Genomic DNA, 22,600 nt, shown 5'->3' on the forward strand with positions numbered 1-22,600 from the left:
AGTCACACCTCGTAACGATCTTCAAACTCGTCATAGTACCGCGTCAACAACTCGCTCGAATCCCATCCATCCTCTGTGAGCCAATACGGAGCGATCAAAATAGCCCCCACACCGTCCCTCAACACCACCACAGGACGCGGCAAGCAGTTGTACACGACGAACTCATCGCTGTCATACCCGTACGGCCCGGCCAACTCCCGCACCGCCCTACGCACCATACGAGACATCACCCCACCACCGACAATCTCTATCTCCGTGGGAGGGTTATCAAAAGCAGGCCCATCGACGAACGCATCACTTTCGTCATACTCGTCGTCCCACTCCGTGTACGTCTCCGGTATCCCGCACTCATCGATAGAGAACTCCTCAACGTACTCTTCGACTTGCTCGCGCCACAGAACCAATCCATAGCTCGCCGGGAACCTCGTGATATGCTGCGGGAACGCCTCAACTCCACGCACCTCGATCACGCCGTCATCCACCCAGTCTATTTCGTACCCCGTCGGAATCTCGTCGCTCCACCCGGCCAGCTCCAACAAGTCGTCTGGCAGTTCCTCGTCGTCGCCCATTAGTACCTCGACACTTCACGAGGACGCGTGTCAGACTTTACGGTTGATGCGCGCGATCGACGAAGGATGGCAGAATACGATCAAGGAAACCCCTCCAACGTACGCGAGTGTGACAGTCTCGCATAAGCCTTCTACAACCTCTAAAATCGCGTGAACGCGTGGTGCTGAAAACAAACTACCCACCCTCACGACGTAGAAATTCACCGTACGTGTTCAGCTCCAGACTCGTCGACTCGCCACCGACTGCCGACTCGCCATTCGAGATCGCCGAGTTGTCGGTAGTCCGCTTCAGGCGGGCCGCGCCAATCCCGTTCGATGCGAATCTCGTTGAGGTGCTCGTCGGCGTAGACCTTGACGCGCTTCTCCTGCATCTTGTCGTCGGAGAACCACTCGTCACGGTAGCAGACGTTCCCCAACGAATACCGGATGCCTCCGGGAGTCACCAACCACCGAGCCTCGTCGATCCACATCTCCCGCCGTCGAACCTGCACAACGACTGCGACACGCAATCCCGTTTCGTCGCGACGGATGACGCGGTTGTTCCGCCACCGAGTCAAAACACGCTCCTCGTTGCCGCTGCCATCTCGCTCGTCAAGTGAGGCTACGATCATCTACGAGAAACTAGTGTCCACTAACGAATAAGAAGACGGCGAAAACGCCGGAAAGAACAGCGAGATATCCATTCGCGTGGTCTGAACCGGTAAATCCCACACTAGACACTATATCCTCTCAGTTCTGTGTCGACGCATGGGATACTGGAAGTTCACCTGCACTTGGGACACCGAACGGGAGTGTATGATACGGCGGTTGTTCGGGAACCACGAGGACACCACCGACGAAGGCGAAAAGCTCGCAATTGAGGAAAACGATACCCTCTTCCTTCATCGGATGATGAGGAAGGACAGCGATAGACACGGATATCTCCTCGGGCCCTTCGTCGCCGTATCAGACGCTCAAGAGAACATCAACCCCAATGCTTGGAGCCACCTCGGGAGCATCGACTGGCAGGTGGAGATCGATTGGGTGGAAACGGTTTACTCGCTCGATTTGGACAACTGGCTCGAAAAAACGGAACCACCGGCCGAAATCACCCAATACGCCCAGAAATTCAGCGACGTGAGCGGGATCTACTTGGAAGGACAATTAAAGAACGAAGGTCAGATTATAATCGACTACCCGTAGAATGACGGAAATCGTGAACGTCGTTGCGGCGGGCAAGCTGGGACGCGAGTTAGACGTTCAAACAGTCGCCGAAGACATCAATGCAGGCGTCGTCAAGCTCTCGGATGAAACATACTCCAACCGGGTGGTCTACCTTCGACGAGAGGAGGGCGGCCCGATGGTCACGCTGTTTAGATCCGGCAGTTACCACGTCACCGGTGCAAAAAGCGCAGAGGAGGCCGAGGAATTGAAGGACTGGATGGTAGCGATGCTGCGAGAACTCGGAATAGAAGCCACGGCCACGTTCGCCATCAAGAACGTGGTGATGACCGCCGATCTTGGAGAACGCGTGAACTTGAATGCACTAGTCATCGGCCTCGGACTGGAAAAGACTGAGTACGAACCGGAACAGTTCCCGGGCGTCGTGTACCGGCCGCCGGACATCGAATCTGTGTTCCTGATCTTCGGGAGCGGTAAGGTAGTGATCACCGGCTCACCGGACGTGAAAACAGCCAACGAAGGATTTGAGGCGGTAACGGGGCGGCTAAAACAGATCGTCGGTTGACTCCGCGTTCTTGAAATCGCCAAGCGTCGTGTAGTTGAACGATGGGAAGATGACTCGATTCTCGTAAGGGATGGGGTCTTCCAGTTCGTACACGGAGTCGTCCTCGAAGACCAGCACCTTCTTCCCCGAATCATACCCCTCGTATTCGTCCGCCGGTCGGGAGAGCGACGCCTCGTCGGCCTCAACTATCTCCCGAACCCTCCCGACGTACTTCACCTGCTGCACGTCCTCGCTGATGTAGATGGCTACGAACTCCGGTTCCCGATTCATTCGAACGAAACCCCAAGCGTTGTTCGCCCGGATGAAGTCAACACCCTCCTTTCTCGATGGTGCCACCGCGAGAAGATCCTCCTCATCGCCCTTGATTTCTTCTCGGGCAATCGTGCCGCTGAACTCCGGCTGATCCGCGCTCATACCTCCCAAATAAGTCTGTCGACTCTTGATGCTTGCGTCTCGTCCCCGTTCATCAGTGCGCTTTAGATTCCGGGGTATGAACGAGTTAGGAACGAGACGGAAGAATGAGTACGGAAAGTAAATCGATGGAGGAACTCGCCGAGGAGAGTCGAGAACAGGAGAAGAAGAGATTCGTTGAGAAGTGTGCCACGTTCCAACGCGAGATATTCCGAACCACCGAAGTCAAGTTCAGAGAACTGGCCGAGTCGTCGGATAACTTCAGGGACGTAGATGTGGAGTTCGTCCGAGAGAACCCCCTCACGGTGCGCATTCTTCGTTATCTCACCGAACCGATTCTGAGCCGTGACAAATTCTCCGAGTATTGCGACGTCGGCGATCAAACCCTCGGGAAGTACGAGGATTACGAGGATGACACAACACCACGAACGGAAACTGCTGAGAAGATCATCGACACGTTCGAAGAGTATCGGAACGAGAGTCTGCTTCCGTGGCTGGAGATCGGTGGGTTGGGGTACCACGAGTACGACGAAAACGCACTCATAAAGAAGCTTCAGACCGCTATTGCCTACAATATCGCCACCTCCGAAGCGAACACAGAGTACCGAAACTGGCGGGCAACGAAGCAGCACGACGCGATAGCCGGCGAGTTGGTGGAGGCCGGATTTGAGAAGGTGGAGGTTGACGGCGTGGAGGACTTAGAACCCGGGGAATACGAGACCGAGTTGAACGTGTCAAACGAGGAGGCGGACTTCGCCATCAGGAATTACAGTGGAGTATTGACCCTGATAGAGGCGAAAATGAGCGGCACGGAGATTAACTTCCGCAAACGGCGGAAGGAGATGGTCAACGACTACAACGACTGGACTGAAGATCGGTCGGATGCACGTATCGTTGCTGTCATCGGCGGAGTGATAAACACGAATGACGTGGAGACACTCCAAGAAACCGGAATCAGGGTGTTCTGGGATCACCAACTCGACGGGCTCTCCGAGTTCGTCTCGTCTTGACTACACGTTCAGAACGTCATCGAGAGCCTCACTCAGCTCCTCAAGAACCTCTTGCTCGTCACCACTCCGACTGGATTCGCACAGGTCATCGAACAGTTCGGCCAACCTCTCGACGACATCCCGGTCAAGTTCCCGCGGATCAATAACGGGGACACCCTCCAACTCGTTCGGCTCCACTTTGTCCATTCCGGTGCTGTACGTCCGTCCGTGTCGTTTCACGATCTCGTCGGCGAACGGACTGTTCAGGTACGCCAGAAGGGCGTTGATCTCGTCCTCGTCCATCTCTACGTCGAGGTAGACGCAGTGCAGGTTGGTCAGGTTCCTTGCACTGGTTCTGTTGCGAATGAACCGGCCACGTGACCGACTCATATACGTGTAGAGGATCGGTGCAGGATCGCGACGGTCGAAGACGTACCACGGCTCACGGTTGCTGGCGAGGTAGCCTTCGTGAACCTCTACATCCTCCATCCCGTACTTCAGGTAGTCTACGACTCCCGGTCTGTCCTCGCCATCGTTGTCCGCCGAGAAGTCGCTGATCCGTGCGTTCTGACCGTCCTCCTCTCCATCATCTGAGTCCGGGTGTAGCTCTGGTACCCACTCCAACTCGTCCAAATGGTAGAGAACCCAGACCTCCTCGCCAGCGTCGCGCTGACGCTCCCAGTCTGACTCCCTATAGTCGAAATGGGGAACGGATCGCGCGTTTCGAACGAGGGGAGACAGCCATCGATCCTCAATCTCCCACTCGTAATCGCCAGCAGAGCCAGATAGCTCTTCTTCGCTCAGGCAGAAATAGTCGTTCTTTCCCGTAGCGATGCCCCGATTTACTTCTCCGATCTCGGAGAAGGGTACGAGCTGTTCGTCGTCGCCGATGTCAAGGGGATCAAGCAGATCGTCCCACTTGTCTTCCGGCTCCAGATCGGACTGACGAATCGTGTTCACGAACCCCCACTCCGTGTCCCCCTCCGTCCCGTCATCAACGGCGTCGAGAACCACATCCTGACCCGGCCACTCATCCACCCGGACGAACTTGGTCAGATCCTCGTCGTCCTCCTCTCCATCGGTCTTCCTTTCGAGGAAGCTGATGAACGAAGTGGTGAGGGCCTCGTCGAACTGGGAATCTGCCTCTCTGTCGTAGAGTACGAACCCCCGAATGTGGAAGTTCTCCAGCAGGAACGCCTTCAAATCCTCCCCGTATTTCGTCTCGAGGAACTCGGACGGAGTGATGAACGTGGCTCGTCCATCGTCGGCGAGGAACTCCGTCGCGTGAATGTAGAAGTACGCGTAGAGCGGAGAAAGAGTCGAGATGGAACGCCCCGCCTCTTCCTCCATCTGACGATTGATCTCGGCCTTCACTTCCTCGTCGAACTCGTGATGTCGCGTGTAGGGAGGATTCGAGATGACGGCATCGACAGTTCCGGTCTCTTCCGGGCTCAGATCGATGAAGTCACGCGTCCGAAGGTTAGGACTGCCTCCACCGTTCGACAACCGAAGCGAAGTTTTTCCCATCAGCACGGAGAGTTCGCTTACATCTACCCCCGTCATTTCGTCCAACTCGGAGTCTCCAACACGACTCTTCTTCGTCTTGTACGCGCTCGTAGAGAGAGCCGCAGCGCCAATCCCCGGATCTAGAATCTCGTCATCACCCTCACGCACTGCCCACTCGGCCATCAAATCCGAAATAACCGGCGGAGTACGGAACTGCCCGAGACGATGACGATCTTTCCTCGGCACGAGAGACTCGTGGACTCGCCCGATCGTCTCCGCCAAATCGTCGGCCTCAACAAACTGCTCCCGGGCCTCAATCAAACGCGAAAGATCATCTTCGTCGAACAACTCCGCAGCATCCGACAAGAAGTAGGACGAGAACGAATCATCCCCGGTTTTCTGCCGCGCATCTGTCACCTGCTCACGATACGCAGTTGAGTCAAGCTGCGGAAGATCAACACCCTCGGATCTGTATGACTCGTAGAGGGCAGCCACGAGAGAGACGTGGAGGGCGGCTTGGCGAGCGACAATTGCGTCCGCCGAATCAGTTCGGCCAAGCCCGTGATTGTCAACCCACTCTTCAAACCCGTTCAAAGATTCGACATCGCCCTCGATGGACTCTGCTACATCCGAAATGATCTGTTCGACGGTTCCAGACCTACTCATAGAACCCCTCATTGCCGAGCGTTAGACCGTCAATATTCACGTTGCTTCGATGTTCTGACTCCCCCGGTATGTATCTATCTGATTGTGTCATCCGGCGCCGACATCGTCAGTCCTCACATAAAAAGCTAACATCCACCCATGTGTCATCCCCTGTATGCAGCTTTCCGGGAGTGAATCAGTCGAAGACGTCGTCCAAGAGAGTCAGGATTTCGAAGAGGAGATCTTCCTTGACGCCATCCGAGACTTCTACGAACAGGAATTCGAGAGAAACAAAGGACTGTATGACTACGTCGCTGACCACACGAACAATTTCCGTGACTTCAGCAGCGAAGTTATCCGCGAAGAACCGAACGTCGTCAAACTTCTGCGATACCTTGTCAAACCACCAATTTCCCAAATGAAGTTCGGACAGTTCGCCGGCATCACCAGCACCGACAGCTACGAAAAGGAGAGCCCCACAACACCGCAACACGACACGGCCGAGCAAATGGCCGATTTCGTGGAACGCAACCTCGACGAACGGAAGGTACCGTGGCTCAATGAGGACGTTGACGAAGAATATGAAGTCGAACAGTCCCGAGAGTGGGTCTGCGATATCATCGCCCAATCCGAAGCCAAGACTCGATACCGTAACTGGCGCAAAGACGTGCAGGAAGAGAAGGTTGCCGAAACGATGTTGAAGGCCGGTCTCGAGAAGGTCAACATTTCACTTCTCGAATCGGAGGACGACATCCCAACCGGCTCGTTCACCCCCGAAACGAAGGTTTCCGTAACCGGTGGAGACCATCAGAAGGCCGACTTCGTAGCACGCGAACGAGACGGAGGACTCGTCTTCATCGAGGCGAAAGCAATAGGTGTCAAAATCGACTCATACAAACGAATCAAAGAGATACGGAACAAGGAATCGGATTGGCGCCGAACCCACCCCGACTCCACCGTTGCAGCCGCACTATCGGGGTGGATTCCGGAGAGTCAAATAGAGACCCTTCTCAACGACGACATCACCGTATTCTGGGAACACCGCCTAGACACACTCGAATCCCACTTTTCGTAAACGAAGCCGCGCCACAAACCTCATAATGCACTGTCAGAATGAATAAGTATGGACATCGGGAAAATCCCTCGCGGCGAAGACTTCGCCCACAAATTTGCTAGAGGCGAATGGGCGGAGACCGTTCTCATCGAAACCATCGAACGTCAGGACGACATCTTCGCCTTCCAATACGGTATCTCACGAGGAGACGCACTCGAAACCAAAGCCGAACTCGATGAGGTCAAGGAACCGGGCGTTGAGGAGATGAAGCGGCCTGACGTCCTCGTATTCAGCGAGGAACGAATCGAACAGATAGAAGACGAGTCTCAAGAACTGATACACGACTTCGTGGCAGGAAGTCCCGATGAGAGAGCAGAGATTCTACCAAAACTAGAGCAGAAGGGGATCCAGTCGAAAGCCGAAATGGCCCTCGAAGCGGAGTCAAGCAAGTTCCACATTGAGAACCGTCAATACAACAGTTCTCTCTCGGCGTACGTCAAAGACGAAGATTATCCCCGCCTTCAATCGTGGCGTGACCAGAACGAAGTCCCCATTTTCGTCTGTCAGCTATTCTTCGATAAAGCTTACATCATCCCGTTCTCGGCGTACGAGGAATACGCAGACGAAGCTCGGAACGGATCGGTGCCAGTCTCCGGATTCGTCCACGATGACATCCCAGTCATCTGGAAACCGGGACTGCAAGCCAAAGTAGAGGATTTCCCACACGCCAATCTCCTCGGCGAATTTACTGAATCACCATCCGTTGTGAAACGCACCAACGACGGGATTGAGAAATGCGAGTTCGACTGGTCACGCTCCGGTCAACTGGAGTCAACCGACTCGTCGTTCTTTAGTGGCGGGAAGCTCTCCCTCGAAAAACCCCTGACAAACTACCTGTGACCGAAGACATTCCACAACCCGCACCGGAACCTTATGAACCCGGTAACGAGGTTCGGATATACATCGCCGACGACGATCCCGATTCCCAACACCACGACACGCGTGCGGTCGTAGTAGATCGCTTCAAGGACTCACTCGGCGAGGAAACCGGACGAACGCTTGACGCCTACAGCTACCGACTGAAAGACGCATCAACCAACGAACTGCTCCACGTACAGTTCAGACATCCAGATCTCGCCCCCTTTGAGGACGAGTAGAGCAGCCTAGGCGGACACACCCTTTTAATCGAACATCGACTTTCGGCTCAACGCGTGACGTCGAAAAACACCGACAACGAAGACGAACCGTCCACCGAACGAAACCTTGTAATCCGAGACGTGAACCGCACAGAATCAGCCGGCCACCTCGAAGTAGCAATTGAACAGTCCGACGAAGAAGCCGAAATCGAAATCACCACCCACCCACCCGGCGTGGAAGTCAAGGACAGCGACGGCGAAGTCGCCCGCATCCCACTCGACGACGAGTTGACCCTCAACGTGTAACAGGCCAATAAACCACAAGTATTAGTATAGTAGTATTGACACGGATAGTCGTGTGAGCACGCAGTATCCGAATTACCTACCATCACAACAGTTTCACTTTCACCTTGGGTGGATTACCATTTTTACCAACCAGTTTGATCGGCCTACAAATGCAAGCACCCCAAACCATCCTGCCCGACGAATCACCCTACCCCAACCCTAAACAATACATCCAAGCCAAAATCGATCCCCACGACAACCTCACCACACACATCGTCGAACTCGACGACGAAGACCGCCAAGACATCATCTACTACCGCGCCAAATCCGCCGTCATACCCGACTCACCGTCAACGTACTACCTGTCGACGAGCCTCCCGTGGCACGAACTCGTAGAAGACCACGATCTCTACCCCGGACGGCCACGAGCAAACCTCAACGTAGATGTCCGTGACAACATCACCGCCTACAAACGCCACCGCGGCAAAATCCTCCACACCCTCATCGAGTCGTTCGACGGCGGCGAAACACTCGACGAAGCTGACGACGAGATCGAAGACCAACTCGACTCCATCATCAAAAACCAACCAGACGACACATCACCACGAGACCTCCACACAATCCTCGAAGACTGGCCCGGTTCACCACGAATCCACGACGAACCCATCCTCGGAGCAGAATACGAAATACGGGACGCAGCTCTCGAAGAAGCACGAGAAATGGAGATGTGCTGGATTCGCTCCATCAAACGTAATCCGCACACACGCGTCGTCGCGCACGAACACCAGTACGTCCACAAACCCGAAGAGGTCAAACGAGAACGTGCGTACGGCGGCCGCGTCGACGTCATCATCCTCGTCAAAGAAGGCCACGAAACACTGGAACACGGCCTGTACGCCGTCGACGTGAAGACCTCTGAGGAGATCAACCACCAACACCGGATGCAAGTCGAAGCACACCGACGGTGGCTCTGCTCTACTCTCGGCGTCGAAGCCGGCGGATTATTGATGCTCGTCGATTCAGACGGTGTAACCCTCGAGACGCACCTTGACGACTCGTGGCCGGCAGACGATCTGTGGACTCACTTCTTGACGCGCCTAAATCACGTTTTCAGCGACACGCTGTTCGACATCCGGACGATGTATCCAGATCGGTGACGTTCACTACTCTCGTTGAACCCCACACCACCTCGAGGTGGAGTGAACCCCAGTCCCTCGCTACACGGACGGTCGTCGTTGATCTCGCGGAACGCGTAACCCCTGAACCCCCACGGAACTGTAGCAGGGTTGTTAGGGGCCAGCATTGCGGCCCACTGAAGCCCCACGGGAACTCCAGCGGCAGACCGCACACCTCACACCTCACTCGCTAAAGCAGAACACACCCCCTCTGTTTCCACTCGAGAATCCAGACGACGATCCACACGCTCAGACCATCCCCCATTACCGCGCAGACACCCGGGGTTAGTATTGTCGGCGGTCTCCTCGCCCGGAAAACCACCTGCAAATTCGTGGGCGAAATCACGGGTAGACGAATCACCGGCAACCCCATCCACGGGCATACTCTCGGGCGAAGCTTAACCCCCACCAACACCTATCAACAAACAGAGATGAACGAACTCGCAAACAAAGACATCGAAGTCCTCCGAATCACCGTCAAACAAGGCCCCGTCCGCGCCAGCAACGTCGCCGAAGCCGTCGGCTGGGCCGACAACACCGACGCCGGACGCGGCAAAATCCGCTACAGGTGGAACAAACTCGAAGAGAAAGGCCTCGTCGAAAGCACCTACCGAGAAGAAGAAGCCCAAGGAGCACAACACGCACCCCGTGTCGTCGAAGCCACCGAACTCGGAGAAGAACAGTACGACGAGTACGAAGAGGAGGACTACGACGCCGACACCCTCGAAGAACGAGTCGAACGAATGGAGACCAACTACAAGCAACTGCAGGAGAACTACGTCGCCACAAAACAGTTCTGCTTCGATCTCGACAACCGACTCGAAACCCTCGAAGACGCCCTCGAAGGAGTCGATGACGTGGACGACGAACTCGACGATCTCGCCGAAGACATCCGCAACATTCGCCAAGCACTCCCGGACGCCCCCGTCATCGACGCCGACGAGATGACGTTCAGCGACGACTGAAACGCCGACGCGAGACGGTTTTTTACCGACGAAAAGCGTATCCTCGAGTAGGAGGCGCGGCACCTCTACTGCATCGATCGCCAAAGAGCTGTCACCACTCCCCGAGTGCCCGAATAGTTCGTGTTTCGCCAACGCGGCGGCCCCCTTCGCCTCTCACAGCTGTAGAGGCCACCTCGCGGCACTCCGCACCTCCCCACGCATCCGCCGCGACGCCTCTACACCGCGAATCGAAGGCGACGACGGAGGCCGCCCTTGCTTCTCGCTTCTACAACCACTCGTCGAAGAGAAACATCGAAAACGAGTAGCGTGGAAACCAGCACCACGACATCGAACCCTTCCCATCACTTCCCTTCCATCCCTTCCTTCCCCCTTCAGAGAGCCTTCCCACGTGCAAATCCCCGAGAGAGGGGTAGATTGGGACGAGCGGAGCGGTGGAACCACTACGGCGGAACGGGCGCAATGACAACCACGGTACGCCGCGTCACCAGCGCGACGCATATCATCATACTTGCGGTTTGTATAAAAACGCCGGCGCTGGAGGCTGCTCGCAGCCACCCCTACTTCGATGGACATCCTGAGCGATCATCATTAGCGGTCATACTGCATAGTCATCACGTACGTACACACATCCACAAAGCACACCCAACACCGTCGAGACGCGCTCGTGTGTGTCGGTGGGGGTAGACGTCGAATCCTACACGAAACCACCAGAACCTCCTGTGCGACGATCGTGGAAGGACGGTGGTTGTCGGCGGCTGAGCGGATCCTCGCCGCCGACGACAAGAGCGAGCAGCCGCACGGCTCGTCGGTGTTGACGTTGAAGAAAGCGGGGTGTGAACGGATGGTGGATGGTGTCTGCCCCGCATCTACAAGTAGTGTCGCCACGCTGATAAATCTATCTCACTCCACATCCCTTTATATACTATAGCGAGCTTCATTCAACTCTCATTTTGCGTCGGGGTTAGACGGGGGCCACAGCTCCCCCGATGATCGTTGAACCGGCCGAGATGATTCATCGGAGTCGTGACGAGAATCCGGAGAAGGCGTCGGTACGTGATGGGACGCGACGACGGCGTAGCGTCGTCGTCCTCGGGAAGCACGTGCTTCCCTTCGGTATGCGAGCAGCCCCCTGAGGAAGACTAAGTGTGTCAATAAAATAAAACTATCTCTCTAATGGGTTGTTGTAACAACCACCACTTTGCCCAGATCCGGAGGGGGTGGAAGGATAGACCGGTACAGTCACCGACATCACCCACGAACTCCTTCCAACGACACTCACCGACGACTTCGACGCTTCGTTCGTCGTCGAACGAGACTCTGGCGACGACTTGTTGGAAATATTCTCTCGTTCACCGACGTGTTCCGACTGGCGACTGCCGGTGACCGTGTCAGGCGACGAGGTCTAACCCCGACGCAAAATGAACGTTGAATGATGCCCGCTATACTACTTAAACCCCTCCGAAGGTGGGAAACCTGTTTAAAATCTGATGTGATAGTATAGGGTGAACGGATGGTGTCTGCCCCTGAATTCCTCGAAGAGGAGTTTGTCGAGGCTGCTGAAACTCGTGGTGAAGACCCGGAACAGGCCCTCCAACAACTGATGCTCAAGTACGTCCAGAACGAGGACGCTACTGCCGCCGAATTGCTCGGCGAACACCCCGACGGCCCCGTCGTGTCCACCGGCGAGTACAACCCTGACGACGCCCGTGAACTGACTCGGGAAGCCATCGAGGGACTTGTCGGTTATCCGCGCGAGGTGAAGATTGACCCCTCGGACGTGCCCGACGACGAGGTGCCGCGCGATCCCGATGCGAAGCGCGAACTCGTCCTTGCCGTACTCCGCCACGAACACGACCGCTTCGCCAACGAGGATGAGCGAGTCCACCCGAACGTGATTCGTCGAGGGGACGTTGTTCGCGTGGCGCGGATGTTCCTCGACGACATCAACGAATCAGATCACAAGCGACGTGAGTACGTTGAGAAGGTGATGGATAGACTTCTGGTGAGTCCGAATCCCGAAGAAGAGCAACGGGCGTTCTGGACTGTTGAGAAAGCGTTGGAGTACATCGAGTCCGTTAGACCTGATGACTTCTCCGATCCGCATACTGCGTTCATCGTGGAGATGGATGTCGCCGATATCTCGAAGGAGATTTTGGCGAGCAGTCGTGATGACGTGGGCGTAGATCGTGTGAACGATGCACGTTCGGAGTGGGGTTTGAAGCCGCTGGACGCGGCTGAATGGATGGTGTACCGCGACTTCCCCGAATCAACCGACGAGTAGTCGTTCTTCCTTTTCCCTGATTTTTAACAATCGTCCAGACGCATCACCCGATTAATGTCAGACTCGATGGACTCAGAGGAGGTAATGGACACAATAATGGGCGTAATGGGGCCGGTGTGGATCACGTCGGCTGGTGGTGAGGAAGCAGCTGTGCGTGTCGTGGAGCGGTCTGATACGTCCGATGCGAAGGTTGCGCGGATCGAAGTCGTCGAAGGTGACGTGCCGGGTGACGAATCGAAGGCGCAGATACGGTCTGAAAAGGAAGATGGAGGTTGGAGCCGCCCCGTCGCGTACTGGGTTGGTGAGGCGGACGGGGGAGAAGAATTGGAGTGGATCATCGACGGGGTAGAAGAGGTGTAGGTGGATGGGTGACGAACGTACGCCGGAGGAACGGGCGGAGTTGCTGGCCGATTTCTTCGACGCGGTGCGAGACGACGAAGGCCGTGGCGTGACGGTGGATGAGACGCCGATTGGAGTGAAAGTCGGGTTGGAGATGTCGAGTGCGAGGGACGCGTGGACGCAGACGGAGGCCGATGGCCGCGCCATCCTCGACGAGTACGAAGATATCCTCGTCTCGGTCTACGAAGGCGAACTCGAAGTCGTGGACGAGGTGAGCGACGAGGAGTGGCCGCACTTCGTCGCGCTCGTCGAGGAGACTGATGGCGTCGGTGTCGGCGAAAAGGAGTTGCGTGATGTTCGGGGTGGTGAGCCGTGAGCGACGAAATAGACGAGGAGGCGTTGGAGCGGTACGTGGGGTGGGTTGAGGAGGGCCGTGCGCAGCCCAAGGTGTACGAAACGCCTCTCGGCGTCAAGCTCGCCGCAGACAGGGGGCCGGGTGATCTGGCACCGGAGTACGGGCGGCCTGAGGTGATGTCGTTCCGTGAAGCGATCGGGGTGTGGGAGGACGAGATAGTTTCCATTTACGAAGGCGAACTCGACGCAGTCAACGAGGTTGAAGAGGAGTGGTGGGAGGAGTTCGTCACCGTCGCCGACGCGGCTCTCGACGACGTTGGTGAGGAGGAGTTGCGGGCGGCGCGCGACGAGTAGATAGGCGACCGTCTAGATCCTCGGACTTTGTTCTCCGGTGCTCCTATTACTCCACGCGCCTCAGCAAAGTGATGTGATGGCCCCACTGCGTTCACCGTTGGAAGACGACATTCAGCCGCTTGAGGGATGCTTCTCAAGGGATTCGTAACAATTTGTTAGTAGTCCCGGGCGGATTCGAACCGCCGTCAATGGCTCCAAAGGCCATTATGATTGGCCACTACACCACGGGACTGCGAATGCGTCTACCTCGCCCGCCCTCAAGTAGGTTACTTTCCGGTCCGACGCGGCGACGTTCCGTCTCGTCCGATCGGCTCACGCGCCCTCGGCGAGCCGATCGTATCGCTCCTCGAAGCTCGCCCGGCAGGTGCCACAACAGAAGTGGTACAGCGTCCCGTCGACGCGGGCCGACTCCCCCTCGGCGGTGACCGTGTTGTCGCACTCGACGCAGTCGACCGCGAGGTCGACGTCGCCGAGCGTGGGCGACCAGTCGCGGCGGTCGACGAGCCGCACGGAGAGCTCCCGAACCGACTCCAACCCGACCGCCTCGTCCACGAGCCCGCGCGCCCCCGCGTCGTCGAGCGTCGTCGAGAAGGTCACGTCGCCCTCGGCGGTCAACACGGCGTGCTCGACGCGATCGTGGTCGGCGACCGCCTCGTACGCCGCCGTCGCCTCCGCGGGCGCGACCGACAGGGTCACCAGCGCCTCCGTCCCGGTCGAGAGCGCGGCGTCGTCGATCCGGACGGTGAACCCCTCGATGACGCCGAGCTCCCGGAGCCGGTCGACGCGGTCGGAGACGGCCGGCGCGGAGAGTCCGACGCGGTCGGCGATGTCGCGGTACGGGCGTCTGGCGTCCGCGAGGAGGAGCCGCAGGATCTCCCGGTCGGTGCCGTCGAGCGTGCGCATGGGCGACGTTGCCGCGGCGAACTCATAAGCGTGCGGACGGCGGTGGGAGGGGAACGGCGGTGGGGTGGAGGAACGGCGATGGGAGAGAACGGCGATGGAAGGGGAACGGCGGTGGAACGGAGACGACGGTCGACTGCGGACCGCGGCGACGATGGCGACCGCGTTCGGGAAACCGTCCCGCCGACCCGCGCCGAGGGAAACCCTGTTATCTCGCCCGCTCCAAACGGGCGACATGTACACGATCGAGGTCGACGGCATGGCGTGTGACGGCTGCGAGGCGAACGTGATCGACGCGCTCTCTGCGGTCCCCGGCGTCGAGAGCGCGGACGCCGACCACGAACGCGGGATCGCGACCGCCGACGGCGACGTCGACGTCGACGCGCTGGTCGCGGCGATCGAGGAGGCCGGCTACGGCGCGACCGCCTGAACCACCCGGTTCGCTTATAAGTACTCGCCGAGCAGCGGCGCGACGCGCTCGCGGGTCGCCTCGGGGATCGCCTCGGTCGGCGTGTTGACCGTGCCCGCCAGCGCGGTGTGAGCGTCGCACTCGTGGTCCGCGGGAAGCGCCCGGACGGCTTCCTCGACGGCGGCCTTGATCGCGGCCTGGTTCCGCTCGGCGTTCTCCAACACCTCCGCGAGCGTCACCTCGCTGTCCGCCTTCCAGACGTCGTAGTCGGTGACGCCCGCGATCGTCGCGTACGCGATCTCCGCCTCGCGAGCGAGCTTCGCCTCGGGGATCGCGGTCATTCCGACGAGGTCCCACCCCTGTGCCTTATAAAACTCCGACTCCGCCCGCGTCGAGTACTGTGGTCCCTCGATGCAGACGTACGTGCCGCCCTTCACGACCGGGACGTCGTCGCCGACCGCCGACTCCGCCGCCGCGGTCAGGTGGTCGACCAGTTCGGGGCTGTACGGGTCCGCGAACGGCTGGTGGACGACGACCCCGTCGCCGTAAAACGAGAGGTCACGGCCGCTCGTCCGGTCGAAGATCTGGTCGGGAACGACGAGCGTGCCCGGCTCCAGCTCCTCTTTTAAGCTCCCGACGGCGTTCGACGCGAACACGTGGGTGACGCCCGCCTTTTTCAGGGCGTACATGTTCGCGCGGTAGGGCAGGTCCGTCGGCGAGACGCCGTGGTTCGAGCCGTGCCGCGGGAGGAACGCGACCTCGCGGCCGGTGTCGGCGAACTCGCCGATCGTGACCGCGTCGCTCGGCTCGCCGTAGGGGGTGTCGTACTCGACCTCGCGGACGTCGTTCAGGGGGAGCGCCTCGTAGATGCCGCTGCCGCCGATGAAACCGATCGTGCTCATACCCGCGATCCGGCCGCCCGATACTTATAAGGAGTGACCCACGACGACGACCGACCCGACGACGGTGGCGACGCGAACGACGATGGACGGTCCCGGCGACCGCTCACAGTACCGGCGACCGCTCACAGCATCGGCGACCGCTCACAGCATCGGCGACCGCTCACAGCACCGCCGAGATGGCCGTGTAGACCCCGAACCCGATCACCAGCGAGCCGACGAGCGACCCGATCCACGCGAGGACGGTGTACGTCATCTTCGAGCGGCTCACGCCCGCGTCCCCGGCGGCGTACCCCGCGCCGACGATGGCCGAGACGATGATCTCGTTGAACGAGACCGGGATGCCGAAGGCGACCGCGGTCTGGGCGATGGCGAACGACGGGATGAGCGCGGCGATCGACCGCCGCGGCCCCATCGAGGCGTAGTCCTGTGCGATCGCCTTTATCATCCGGGGTGCGCCCGTCCACGACCCGGCCAGTAGGCCGACGCCGCCCCCGACGAGCAGCGCCCACAGCGGGACCCCGACGTCGCCGAAGATCGGAACCAGCGGCCCGATCGCGAGCCCGACCTGCGAGCCGCCCGCCGAGAACGCCACGAGCCCGCCCATCGCGAGGAGGAACCGCCGCTGTGCTCCTTCGCGGTCGCGCCCGACGTCGGCGTACACCGCGGCGGCGACGAGCCCGGCGATCGCGAGCGTGACCGCCGCGGTCCCGACCGTTCCGGGGCCGCCGACGCCGGCCGCGACCGCCCCGGCGATCGACGCCTGCTCGTCGCCCGGTCCGAGCAGGGCGAACCCGACGTTGGCGAGGATCACCCCCACCAGCCCGGCGAGGACCGCGGTCAGGGCCCGTTCCGGGAGCCGGTCGCCGATCAGCGCGCGTGCGACGGCGTAGGCGATGCCGCCGCCGACGAACGGAGTCAGCACCCACAGGGTGAGGATCTCGACGTACTTGGGCCACGCGGGGTCACCGCCCATCGCGAGCCCGACCCCGACGACCGCGCCGGTGACGGTGAACGCGGTCGCTATCGGATAGCCCGCGAAGACGCCGATCGCGACGAGCCCGGCGGCCGTAAGCAGCGCGACGATGGCGGCCCCCGCGGTGAGCGTCACGCCGCCGATGAGCTCGGTACCGACCGCCTCGGTGACGTTCGCGCCCTGAAGCACCGCCCCGAGGAGGCCGAGGACGCCGACGACGAGGCCGGCACGCATCACGGAGATGGCGTTCGCCCCGACCGCGGGCGCGAACGGCGTCGACCCCGACGACCCCGCGCCGATGGACCACGCCATGAAGAGGCTCGCGACCCCGGCGATCAGGAGCGTGAGGACCGTAACGGCGGCCATGTTACCGTTTCCCGTCCTCGTACCCCTCTCGCAGCCCGAGCAGGGTGCGCCGGACGAGGAGGAACCCGAAGAAGAAGAGCCCCAGCAGGACGACGAGGAGGAAGACGAACAACGGGTCAACCGAAACCATACCCCGGGTTCCGTCGGCACGGTGTTAGGCGTTTCGGCAGCGGCCGGGAGGCTCAGATCGATAGCGATCCCGAAGAGCGACGACGGCGCGGGGTCGGGATTGGTAAAACCGCTCTTTGTGCCTCGGGCACGTATAAGAGACACGCACCACAACCGACGAACGCGGCCCCCCGCTTCGGCCCTCCGCCCGACGGCGGGCTCAACCTTCGATACGGAACTCCCGGAAAGCGTCGCCGTCCGGCGTCACCAGCCGTCCCTCGAGCCCGTCGGCCGCCCGCTCCAGCTCCGCGTGGGCCGCCCGGTTGCCGCGCGGCTCCGCGTGGCTCCCCGGGTTCACGATCGGGAGCCCCGTCGAGTCGTCGAACCGCGGCGCGTGGGTGTGACCGCAGATCACGGCGTCGGCGTCGCGCTCGCGGCCGAACATGACGAGTCCCGTGTCACCGCTCCGCCGACGGTGCGTCACCGCGAACCGGACCCCGCCGTACTCGACGACGCGCGTCTCCGGGACCCGGTCGCGGATCGCGCGGTCGTCGTTGTTGCCGTATACCGCCCGGAGGCTCCCGGCTTCCTCGTAGAAGGCGTCGAGGACCGGCTCGCGGTAGAAGTCGCCGGCGTGGACCACGACGTCGGCGTCGCGGACCGCGGAGAGGGTCCGCCCGCGCAGCCGGTGTCCGTCGGTGCTGTGTGTGTCCGAGACGACGACCAACATACCGCTGGCTCGGTCGGCGACCGACTTAAGCGGCCGGACCCTCCCGGAACGGGTGCGGGGGTACCTACCGCTCGCTGAGCGCGAGCGACGCGAGCAGCGACTCCAGTTGGACCTGCTCGTTCGCGCCCTCGGCGATCCGGTAGTCGACCTCGCCGATACGCTCCATCAGCCTGACCGCCTCCCGCTCGGAGAGGTCGAACTCCCACACCGACCGGTGGAGCTGGTCGATGACGTCGCCGCCGGCCATCCCCGTCTCCGTGAGGAGCCCGTCGAGCGTCGCCCGCGCCCTCGCGAAGTCGCCCGCGAGCGCGTCGGTCACCATCGCCTCGATCTCCTCGGGCCGCGCCGTGGCGGTGATCGCGTAAACCGCCTCCTCGTCGACGACCCCGCCGGTCGTCGCCGCGGCCTGCAGCGAGTTTATCGCCCGACGCATGTCGCCGTCGGCGGCGTACACCAGCGCGTCGACGCCCGCGTCGGTCACCTCGATCCCCTCGGCGGCGGCGATCTCGCGGACCTGCGCCGCGACCGCGTCGTCGGACAGCGGCGAGAACCGGAACACCGCACACCGCGACTGGATCGGGTCGATGATCTTCGAGGAGTAGTTACACGAGAGGATGAATCGGGTGTTGTCCGAGAACTGCTCCATCGTCCGACGCAGCGCTGACTGGGCGTCGTCCGTGAGCGAGTCCGCCTCGTCGAGGAACACGATCCGGAAATCGCCGCCGAACGACGACCGCGCGAACCCCTTGATCCGGTCGCGGACCACGTCGATGCCGCGCTGGTCGGAGGCGTTGAGCTCGAGGAAGTTACCGCGCCAGTTGTCCTCGCCGTACACCTCGCGGGCGATGGCGGTGGCGGCGGTCGTTTTCCCGACGCCGGCCGGCCCTGAAAAGAGGAGGTGGGGAACGTCCTCCTGGGCGATGTAGCTCGCGAGCCGCTCGACGATCGCCTCCTGCCCGTGGACGTCGGCGAGCGTCTGCGGTCGGTACTTCTCGATCCATATCTCCCGCCCGGTGGCGGTCGCCGCGACCTGCTCGTCGGCCTCGCTCATACACGTACGGAGGGGTCGGTGGGGTGATAAACGCCCCGAGAGGACGCGACACCGGCACGATCGGGGTGCGATCGGGACGCAATCGGGGTGCGACTGGGACGCGGTCGGGGTGCGATCCGGAACGCCCTCGGCGCCGTGCCCTACTCGAACTGCGCGATGAGCTCCGGGACGACGTCGAACAGGTCGCCGACGATCCCGTAGTCGGCGATGTCGAAGATCGGCGCGTTCGGGTCCGTGTTGATCGCGACGATCGTCTCCGACCCTTTCATCCCGGCAACGTGTTGAACGGCCCCGGAGATGCCGACCGCGATGTACACCGTCGGCGTGACGACCTTGCCGGACTGGCCGACCTGCCGGTTCTTCTCGAGCCAGCCGTTGTCGACGATCGGCCGGGACGCCGAGAGGGTCGCGCCGAGCGCGTCCGCGAGCTCCTCGACGAGCTCGAGGTTCTCCTCCTCCCCGATGCCGCGGCCGACGGAGACGAGCACGTCAGCCTCGGAGATGTCGACGTCGCCGCCGGCGACCTCTTCGAACCCCTGGACGCGCGCGCCGGAGTCCGGGTGGTCGGCGTCAACCGACTCGATCACCGCGTCGCCGACGCCCTCGGTGGCCTCCCACTCGCCCTCCCGGATCGTGAGCGCGAAGCGGTCGCCGGCGACGTCGACGGTCGTCTCGACCTTCGAGCCGTACATCTCCCGCGTGACGGTGAGCCCGTCGTCGTACGCGAAGCCGGTCGCGTCGGTCACGAGCGGGAGGTCGTAGCTCTCCGCCAGCGCGGGCGCGTAGTCGAGCCCGTTGACGGAGTTCGGCATGAGGACCGCCCCCGCGTCCGTGCGGGCGAGCAGCGTCTCGACCGCCGACTGGTAGGCGTTGTGGTCGAACTCCTCGCCGTTCTCGAGCGTGTAGATCGTGTCGACGCCGGGGCGGTCGAGGTCGTCCGCGAACCGATCGACGTTGCCGGCGATCACCGCGAGGTGGAGGTCGCCGTCGAGCGCGTCGGCGAGCTCCCGACCGGCCGTCACGATCTCGTAGGAGACGTCGCGCAGCTCGCCGCGGCGGTGTTCGGCGACCGCGAGCACGTCGGTCATGCGTCCACCCCCTTCGCCCGCAGGACCTCCGCAAGGCGCGTCGCGGTTTCCCCGGCGTCGCCCTCGATCATCTCCGCGTCGGACTCGCTCTCCGGCTCGTACATCGACGTGAGCGTCAGCGCGCTGGCGACGTCGTCCGCCGAGAGTCCCAAGTCCGCCAGGTCGGCCACCGCGATCTCCTTGCGCTGGGCCTGCCGGATCCCGCGGAGACTCGCGTAGCGCGGCTCGTTGAGCCCGGTCTGGACCGTGAGCACCGCGGGGAGGTCGACCTCGGTCAGCTCCTCGATCCCGCCCTCCAGCTCCCGGTGGACGTTCGCGACCGCCGCGTCCTCGTCGATCGCGAGGTCGTTGACGACGGCGGCGTGTTCGAAGCCGATCCGCTCGGCGAGCGCGACGCCGGTCGCGCCGAACGCGTCGTCGGACGCCTGGACGCCCGAGAGGACGAGGCCCGGGTCCTCGTCGTCGACGACGGCCTCGAAGACGTCGACCTTCGATTCGACGTCGGCGAACTGCCCCTCGAACGCGTCGTCCCAGACGCGGACCGCGCGGTCGACGCCCTTCGCGAGCGCCATCCGGATCGTTTCCTCGGAGCGCTCGGGGCCGATGGTGACCCCGACGACTTCGTCGGCGATCCCCGCCTCCGCGAGCTGGACGGCCGCCTCGATGGCGTAGTCGTCCCACTCGTTGAGGTCGTACTCGAGGTCCGATTCCGCGACCTCCGTTCCTTCGATCGAGAAGTCGTCGCCGACCTCGGCGACCTCCTTGACGGTCACAAGAACTTTCATGGTCGATAGTCGGCGGTTCGTGGTGTAAGGGTTTTCGGAACCGGCGGCCGCGGGAAAGCCGTTGTCGGCCCGGGCGATCCGGCCTCGCGTCCGGACCTCAGCGGGCTCTCCTGGAGTTCACGCGCCCTTTCTCGGCCTTCATGCCGCCTCTCCAGGGCCTCACGCGGCCTCGCTCCCGGCTTCGCCGGATCCACCGCCGCCCGCGTCGTCGCCGCCCTCTCCGTCGGGGAGGGAAATGAGGTTCTCCCGGCCGAGCCGGAGCTTCTCCACGCGGCCGGCGTCGGCCATCGCGGAGAGCAGCTGTGACACCTTGGCGTCCGACCAGCCGGTCTCGCCGACGATGTCGGCCTGTCGCATCCGGCCGCCGTTGTGCTCCAACAGCCGCTCGACGCGCTCCTCGTCGGACAGCAGCGACAGGTCCTCCTCGGGCTCGCCGCCCGCCCCGCTCCCGGCTGCACCGGAGCCACCGGCGCCCGCGGCGTCGGCGGACGTCGGACCGTCTCCAGCCGCCGCGTCGGCCCCCCCGCCCGCAGCCCCGCTCGTTCCCGTCGATGCGGCGCCGCCAGCCGCCCCCCCGTCGTCCGAGTCGAACCGACGGTAGCCGAGCAGCCCGCCCGCGATGAGCAGCGCCGCGACGACGATCGCGGCCGCGAGGAGGGTCCACGGCGGGGTCGACGGCCCACCGCCCGTCGGCGAGTAGACGATCGCGACGCGCTCGTCCTCGTCGAAGGCGCGCGGGCCGTCGATGACCACGGCGTTGTCACGGAGCGGGAGCGTCGCCCCCGGCGTGCCGGAGACGGTGTAGCCCGCCGGCGTCTTCACCTCGATCGATTGATCGGCCTCCAACGACCGGAGCCACGTCCCGTCCGTCGGCGTGGCGAGCGCGTCGCCCAACACGAGGTTCTCGCCCTCCTCTTCGAGGAACTCGGTCCACGTGAACGTCAGGCGGTACTCGCCGACCGCGACGACGTCCTCGTCGACCTCGAACGCGGAGAGGTCCTCCTCGTGGAGCACGACCTCCCGCTCGACGTCTTCGACGCGCATCTGCCGGTCGACGTTCCGGCTCGCGCCCTCCGCGAAGCGCTCGAACGGCGTCTCGCTGGGGCCGATCTCATCGGCGAGGAACCGCTCGCCGACCCGCTCGAAGACGACCGTCTCGTTCGAGTCGGTGAGTTCGTACCTGACGACGACCTCCCAGTCGGCGTCACGATCGGGCTCGAGGTGGATCCGGAGGTCCGTCTCGGCGCGCGGAGAGAACTCGACGGAGAGCGTCCCGTCTGACGCGACCCGCGACGTGGAGGGCTGTTCGACCGATCGGACGTCCCCGGCGGCCGCCGACGTGCCGACGGGGAGGGTTGTCGGCTCGGCGGGAGCCGGATCGGAACCGACGCTCCCCGCGACGAGACCGACGCCCCCGGCCAGGGCGACGACGACGAACGCGGCGAGGAGCACCTGAAGGGCGGGAGACCGCATACAGACCCGACCACTCATGCGCCCGG

27 protein-coding genes and 1 tRNA gene are annotated in these 22,600 nt (G+C 61.8%); 14 read left to right on the forward strand and 14 right to left on the reverse strand.

From position 1 onward, the window contains the following. Positions 1-2 precede the first annotated feature (2 nt). Positions 3-569, reverse strand: a complete 567-nt coding sequence (locus GRS48_RS12625) for a hypothetical protein (protein WP_159487073.1) — start codon at positions 567-569, stop codon at positions 3-5. Between the two features lie 200 nt (positions 570-769). Next, a complete protein-coding gene (locus GRS48_RS12630) occupies positions 770-1,180 on the reverse strand; it encodes a hypothetical protein (RefSeq protein ID WP_159487075.1) in 411 nt (136 codons plus the stop codon). A 136-nt stretch (positions 1,181-1,316) separates the two neighbouring features. On the opposite strand from GRS48_RS12630, the gene GRS48_RS12635 reads away from it, so the two are divergent. Both GRS48_RS12635 and GRS48_RS12640 read left to right on the forward strand, forming a co-directional pair. Continuing rightward, entirely contained in the window at positions 1,317-1,751 is a 435-nt protein-coding gene (locus GRS48_RS12635; RefSeq protein WP_159487077.1) for a hypothetical protein, read from the forward strand. 1 nt (position 1,752) lies between these two features. Next, entirely contained in the window at positions 1,753-2,295 is a 543-nt protein-coding gene (locus GRS48_RS12640; RefSeq protein WP_159487079.1) for a TATA-box-binding protein, read from the forward strand. On the opposite strand, the gene GRS48_RS12645 is transcribed toward GRS48_RS12640, so the two are convergent. Next, positions 2,275-2,709, reverse strand: a complete 435-nt coding sequence (locus GRS48_RS12645; RefSeq protein WP_159487081.1) for a hypothetical protein — start codon at positions 2,707-2,709, stop codon at positions 2,275-2,277. The two genes, GRS48_RS12640 and GRS48_RS12645, sit on opposite strands and share 21 nt — an antisense overlap. A 125-nt stretch (positions 2,710-2,834) precedes the next feature. On the opposite strand from GRS48_RS12645, the gene GRS48_RS12650 reads away from it, so the two are divergent. Next, entirely contained in the window at positions 2,835-3,716 is an 882-nt protein-coding gene (locus GRS48_RS12650) for a XamI family restriction endonuclease (RefSeq protein WP_159487083.1), read from the forward strand. Here the strand turns inward: GRS48_RS12650 and GRS48_RS12655 are convergent, their stop codons facing one another. Continuing rightward, positions 3,717-5,867, reverse strand: a complete 2,151-nt coding sequence (locus tag GRS48_RS12655) for a class I SAM-dependent DNA methyltransferase (protein WP_159487096.1) — start codon at positions 5,865-5,867, stop codon at positions 3,717-3,719. It lies immediately after the preceding gene. Between the two features lie 154 nt (positions 5,868-6,021). Here GRS48_RS12655 and GRS48_RS12660 point away from each other — a divergent pair, with 154 nt between their 5' ends. From GRS48_RS12660 to GRS48_RS12705, 10 genes are all read left to right on the forward strand, one after another. After that, on the forward strand, positions 6,022-6,921 hold the full coding sequence (locus tag GRS48_RS12660) for a XamI family restriction endonuclease (RefSeq protein ID WP_159487098.1): 900 nt from the start codon (positions 6,022-6,024) through the stop codon (positions 6,919-6,921). A 48-nt stretch (positions 6,922-6,969) separates the two neighbouring features. Further along, the gene (locus GRS48_RS12665) at positions 6,970-7,800 is read left to right on the forward strand and encodes a hypothetical protein (RefSeq protein ID WP_159487100.1); all 831 of its coding nucleotides are present in this window, start codon (positions 6,970-6,972) and stop codon (positions 7,798-7,800) included. After that, complete coding sequence (locus GRS48_RS12670; protein WP_200840281.1) at positions 7,797-8,057, forward strand: hypothetical protein; 261 nt, start codon at positions 7,797-7,799, stop codon at positions 8,055-8,057. Before GRS48_RS12665 ends, GRS48_RS12670 begins: the two co-directional genes overlap by 4 nt. 54 nt (positions 8,058-8,111) lie before the next feature. Further along, positions 8,112-8,342, forward strand: a complete 231-nt coding sequence (locus GRS48_RS12675; protein WP_159487102.1) for a hypothetical protein — start codon at positions 8,112-8,114, stop codon at positions 8,340-8,342. A 149-nt stretch (positions 8,343-8,491) separates the two neighbouring features. Continuing rightward, positions 8,492-9,478: a hypothetical protein gene (locus GRS48_RS12680; protein WP_159487104.1), complete on the forward strand. Its 987-nt coding sequence runs from the start codon at positions 8,492-8,494 to the stop codon at positions 9,476-9,478. Positions 9,479-9,927: 449 nt separating this feature from the next. After that, positions 9,928-10,461: a hypothetical protein gene (locus tag GRS48_RS12685; RefSeq protein WP_159487106.1), complete on the forward strand. Its 534-nt coding sequence runs from the start codon at positions 9,928-9,930 to the stop codon at positions 10,459-10,461. 1,513 nt (positions 10,462-11,974) lie between these two features. Then, the gene (locus GRS48_RS12690) at positions 11,975-12,742 is read left to right on the forward strand and encodes a hypothetical protein (RefSeq protein ID WP_159487108.1); all 768 of its coding nucleotides are present in this window, start codon (positions 11,975-11,977) and stop codon (positions 12,740-12,742) included. A 54-nt stretch (positions 12,743-12,796) separates the two neighbouring features. Beyond that, positions 12,797-13,102 (forward strand): hypothetical protein, encoded by a 306-nt coding sequence (locus GRS48_RS12695; RefSeq protein WP_159487110.1) that lies wholly within the window; start codon positions 12,797-12,799, stop codon positions 13,100-13,102. Positions 13,103-13,106: 4 nt separating this feature from the next. Continuing rightward, entirely contained in the window at positions 13,107-13,457 is a 351-nt protein-coding gene (locus tag GRS48_RS12700) for a hypothetical protein (protein ID WP_159487112.1), read from the forward strand. Continuing rightward, positions 13,454-13,789: a hypothetical protein gene (locus GRS48_RS12705; RefSeq protein WP_159487114.1), complete on the forward strand. Its 336-nt coding sequence runs from the start codon at positions 13,454-13,456 to the stop codon at positions 13,787-13,789. The genes GRS48_RS12700 and GRS48_RS12705 overlap by 4 nt, the downstream gene beginning before the upstream one ends. Positions 13,790-13,948: 159 nt before the next feature. Here GRS48_RS12705 and GRS48_RS12710 read toward each other — a convergent pair. After that, a tRNA-Gln gene (locus GRS48_RS12710) sits at positions 13,949-14,021 on the reverse strand. Between the two features lie 80 nt (positions 14,022-14,101). After that, entirely contained in the window at positions 14,102-14,692 is a 591-nt protein-coding gene (locus GRS48_RS12715; RefSeq protein WP_159487116.1) for an AsnC family transcriptional regulator, read from the reverse strand. A 232-nt stretch (positions 14,693-14,924) separates the two neighbouring features. Between GRS48_RS12715 and GRS48_RS12720 the strand changes: the two genes are divergently transcribed. After that, complete coding sequence (locus tag GRS48_RS12720; RefSeq protein WP_159487118.1) at positions 14,925-15,119, forward strand: heavy-metal-associated domain-containing protein; 195 nt, start codon at positions 14,925-14,927, stop codon at positions 15,117-15,119. 14 nt (positions 15,120-15,133) lie between these two features. Here the strand turns inward: GRS48_RS12720 and mtnP are convergent, their stop codons facing one another. From mtnP to GRS48_RS12755, 8 genes are all read right to left on the reverse strand, one after another. Continuing rightward, entirely contained in the window at positions 15,134-16,000 is an 867-nt protein-coding gene (gene mtnP, locus GRS48_RS12725; RefSeq protein ID WP_159487129.1) for an S-methyl-5'-thioadenosine phosphorylase, read from the reverse strand. Between the two features lie 160 nt (positions 16,001-16,160). After that, the gene (locus tag GRS48_RS12730) at positions 16,161-17,339 is read right to left on the reverse strand and encodes an inorganic phosphate transporter (protein WP_159487131.1); all 1,179 of its coding nucleotides are present in this window, start codon (positions 17,337-17,339) and stop codon (positions 16,161-16,163) included. Position 17,340: 1 nt separating this feature from the next. Further along, positions 17,341-17,469: a hypothetical protein gene (locus GRS48_RS15355; RefSeq protein ID WP_255473134.1), complete on the reverse strand. Its 129-nt coding sequence runs from the start codon at positions 17,467-17,469 to the stop codon at positions 17,341-17,343. Positions 17,470-17,667: 198 nt separating this feature from the next. Next, positions 17,668-18,177 carry a metallophosphoesterase gene (locus GRS48_RS12735; protein WP_159487133.1) on the reverse strand — a complete coding sequence of 170 codons (510 nt, stop codon included), beginning with the start codon at positions 18,175-18,177 and terminating at the stop codon, positions 17,668-17,670. 64 nt (positions 18,178-18,241) lie between these two features. Further along, entirely contained in the window at positions 18,242-19,228 is a 987-nt protein-coding gene (locus GRS48_RS12740; protein WP_159487135.1) for a replication factor C small subunit, read from the reverse strand. A 140-nt stretch (positions 19,229-19,368) separates the two neighbouring features. Further along, positions 19,369-20,316: an electron transfer flavoprotein subunit alpha/FixB family protein gene (locus tag GRS48_RS12745; protein WP_159487137.1), complete on the reverse strand. Its 948-nt coding sequence runs from the start codon at positions 20,314-20,316 to the stop codon at positions 19,369-19,371. Beyond that, positions 20,313-21,101 (reverse strand): electron transfer flavoprotein subunit beta/FixA family protein, encoded by a 789-nt coding sequence (locus tag GRS48_RS12750; protein ID WP_159487139.1) that lies wholly within the window; start codon positions 21,099-21,101, stop codon positions 20,313-20,315. Before GRS48_RS12750 ends, GRS48_RS12745 begins: the two co-directional genes overlap by 4 nt. Before the next feature lie 159 nt (positions 21,102-21,260). Further along, complete coding sequence (locus GRS48_RS12755) at positions 21,261-22,574, reverse strand: hypothetical protein (RefSeq protein ID WP_159487141.1); 1,314 nt, start codon at positions 22,572-22,574, stop codon at positions 21,261-21,263. Between the last annotated feature and the right edge of the window lie 26 nt (positions 22,575-22,600).

Source organism: Halorubrum sp. JWXQ-INN 858 (assembly GCF_009806985.1).
In the GTDB taxonomy this organism is placed as follows: domain Archaea; phylum Halobacteriota; class Halobacteria; order Halobacteriales; family Haloferacaceae; genus Halorubrum.

What these genes read in the sequence shown, in the direction of transcription:
- GRS48_RS12625 (WP_159487073.1), bottom strand. Translation starts at nt 569, where the DNA reads ATGGGCGACGACGAGGAACTGCCAGACGACTTGTTGGAGCTGGCCGGG.
- GRS48_RS12630 (WP_159487075.1), bottom strand. Translation starts at nt 1,180, where the DNA reads ATGATCGTAGCCTCACTTGACGAGCGAGATGGCAGCGGCAACGAGGAG.
- GRS48_RS12635 (WP_159487077.1), top strand. Translation starts at nt 1,317, where the DNA reads ATGGGATACTGGAAGTTCACCTGCACTTGGGACACCGAACGGGAGTGT.
- GRS48_RS12640 (WP_159487079.1), top strand. Translation starts at nt 1,753, where the DNA reads ATGACGGAAATCGTGAACGTCGTTGCGGCGGGCAAGCTGGGACGCGAG.
- GRS48_RS12645 (WP_159487081.1), bottom strand. Translation starts at nt 2,709, where the DNA reads ATGAGCGCGGATCAGCCGGAGTTCAGCGGCACGATTGCCCGAGAAGAA.
- GRS48_RS12650 (WP_159487083.1), top strand. Translation starts at nt 2,835, where the DNA reads ATGGAGGAACTCGCCGAGGAGAGTCGAGAACAGGAGAAGAAGAGATTC.
- GRS48_RS12655 (WP_159487096.1), bottom strand. Translation starts at nt 5,867, where the DNA reads ATGAGTAGGTCTGGAACCGTCGAACAGATCATTTCGGATGTAGCAGAG.
- GRS48_RS12660 (WP_159487098.1), top strand. Translation starts at nt 6,022, where the DNA reads ATGCAGCTTTCCGGGAGTGAATCAGTCGAAGACGTCGTCCAAGAGAGT.
- GRS48_RS12665 (WP_159487100.1), top strand. Translation starts at nt 6,970, where the DNA reads ATGGACATCGGGAAAATCCCTCGCGGCGAAGACTTCGCCCACAAATTT.
- GRS48_RS12680 (WP_159487104.1), top strand. Translation starts at nt 8,492, where the DNA reads ATGCAAGCACCCCAAACCATCCTGCCCGACGAATCACCCTACCCCAAC.
- GRS48_RS12685 (WP_159487106.1), top strand. Translation starts at nt 9,928, where the DNA reads ATGAACGAACTCGCAAACAAAGACATCGAAGTCCTCCGAATCACCGTC.
- GRS48_RS12695 (WP_159487110.1), top strand. Translation starts at nt 12,797, where the DNA reads ATGTCAGACTCGATGGACTCAGAGGAGGTAATGGACACAATAATGGGC.
- GRS48_RS12700 (WP_159487112.1), top strand. Translation starts at nt 13,107, where the DNA reads ATGGGTGACGAACGTACGCCGGAGGAACGGGCGGAGTTGCTGGCCGAT.
- GRS48_RS12715 (WP_159487116.1), bottom strand. Translation starts at nt 14,692, where the DNA reads ATGCGCACGCTCGACGGCACCGACCGGGAGATCCTGCGGCTCCTCCTC.
- GRS48_RS12720 (WP_159487118.1), top strand. Translation starts at nt 14,925, where the DNA reads ATGTACACGATCGAGGTCGACGGCATGGCGTGTGACGGCTGCGAGGCG.
- mtnP (WP_159487129.1), bottom strand. Translation starts at nt 16,000, where the DNA reads ATGAGCACGATCGGTTTCATCGGCGGCAGCGGCATCTACGAGGCGCTC.
- GRS48_RS12730 (WP_159487131.1), bottom strand. Translation starts at nt 17,339, where the DNA reads ATGGCCGCCGTTACGGTCCTCACGCTCCTGATCGCCGGGGTCGCGAGC.
- GRS48_RS15355 (WP_255473134.1), bottom strand. Translation starts at nt 17,469, where the DNA reads ATGGTTTCGGTTGACCCGTTGTTCGTCTTCCTCCTCGTCGTCCTGCTG.
- GRS48_RS12735 (WP_159487133.1), bottom strand. Translation starts at nt 18,177, where the DNA reads ATGTTGGTCGTCGTCTCGGACACACACAGCACCGACGGACACCGGCTG.
- GRS48_RS12740 (WP_159487135.1), bottom strand. Translation starts at nt 19,228, where the DNA reads ATGAGCGAGGCCGACGAGCAGGTCGCGGCGACCGCCACCGGGCGGGAG.
- GRS48_RS12745 (WP_159487137.1), bottom strand. Translation starts at nt 20,316, where the DNA reads ATGACCGACGTGCTCGCGGTCGCCGAACACCGCCGCGGCGAGCTGCGC.
- GRS48_RS12750 (WP_159487139.1), bottom strand. Translation starts at nt 21,101, where the DNA reads ATGAAAGTTCTTGTGACCGTCAAGGAGGTCGCCGAGGTCGGCGACGAC.
- GRS48_RS12755 (WP_159487141.1), bottom strand. Translation starts at nt 22,574, where the DNA reads ATGCGGTCTCCCGCCCTTCAGGTGCTCCTCGCCGCGTTCGTCGTCGTC.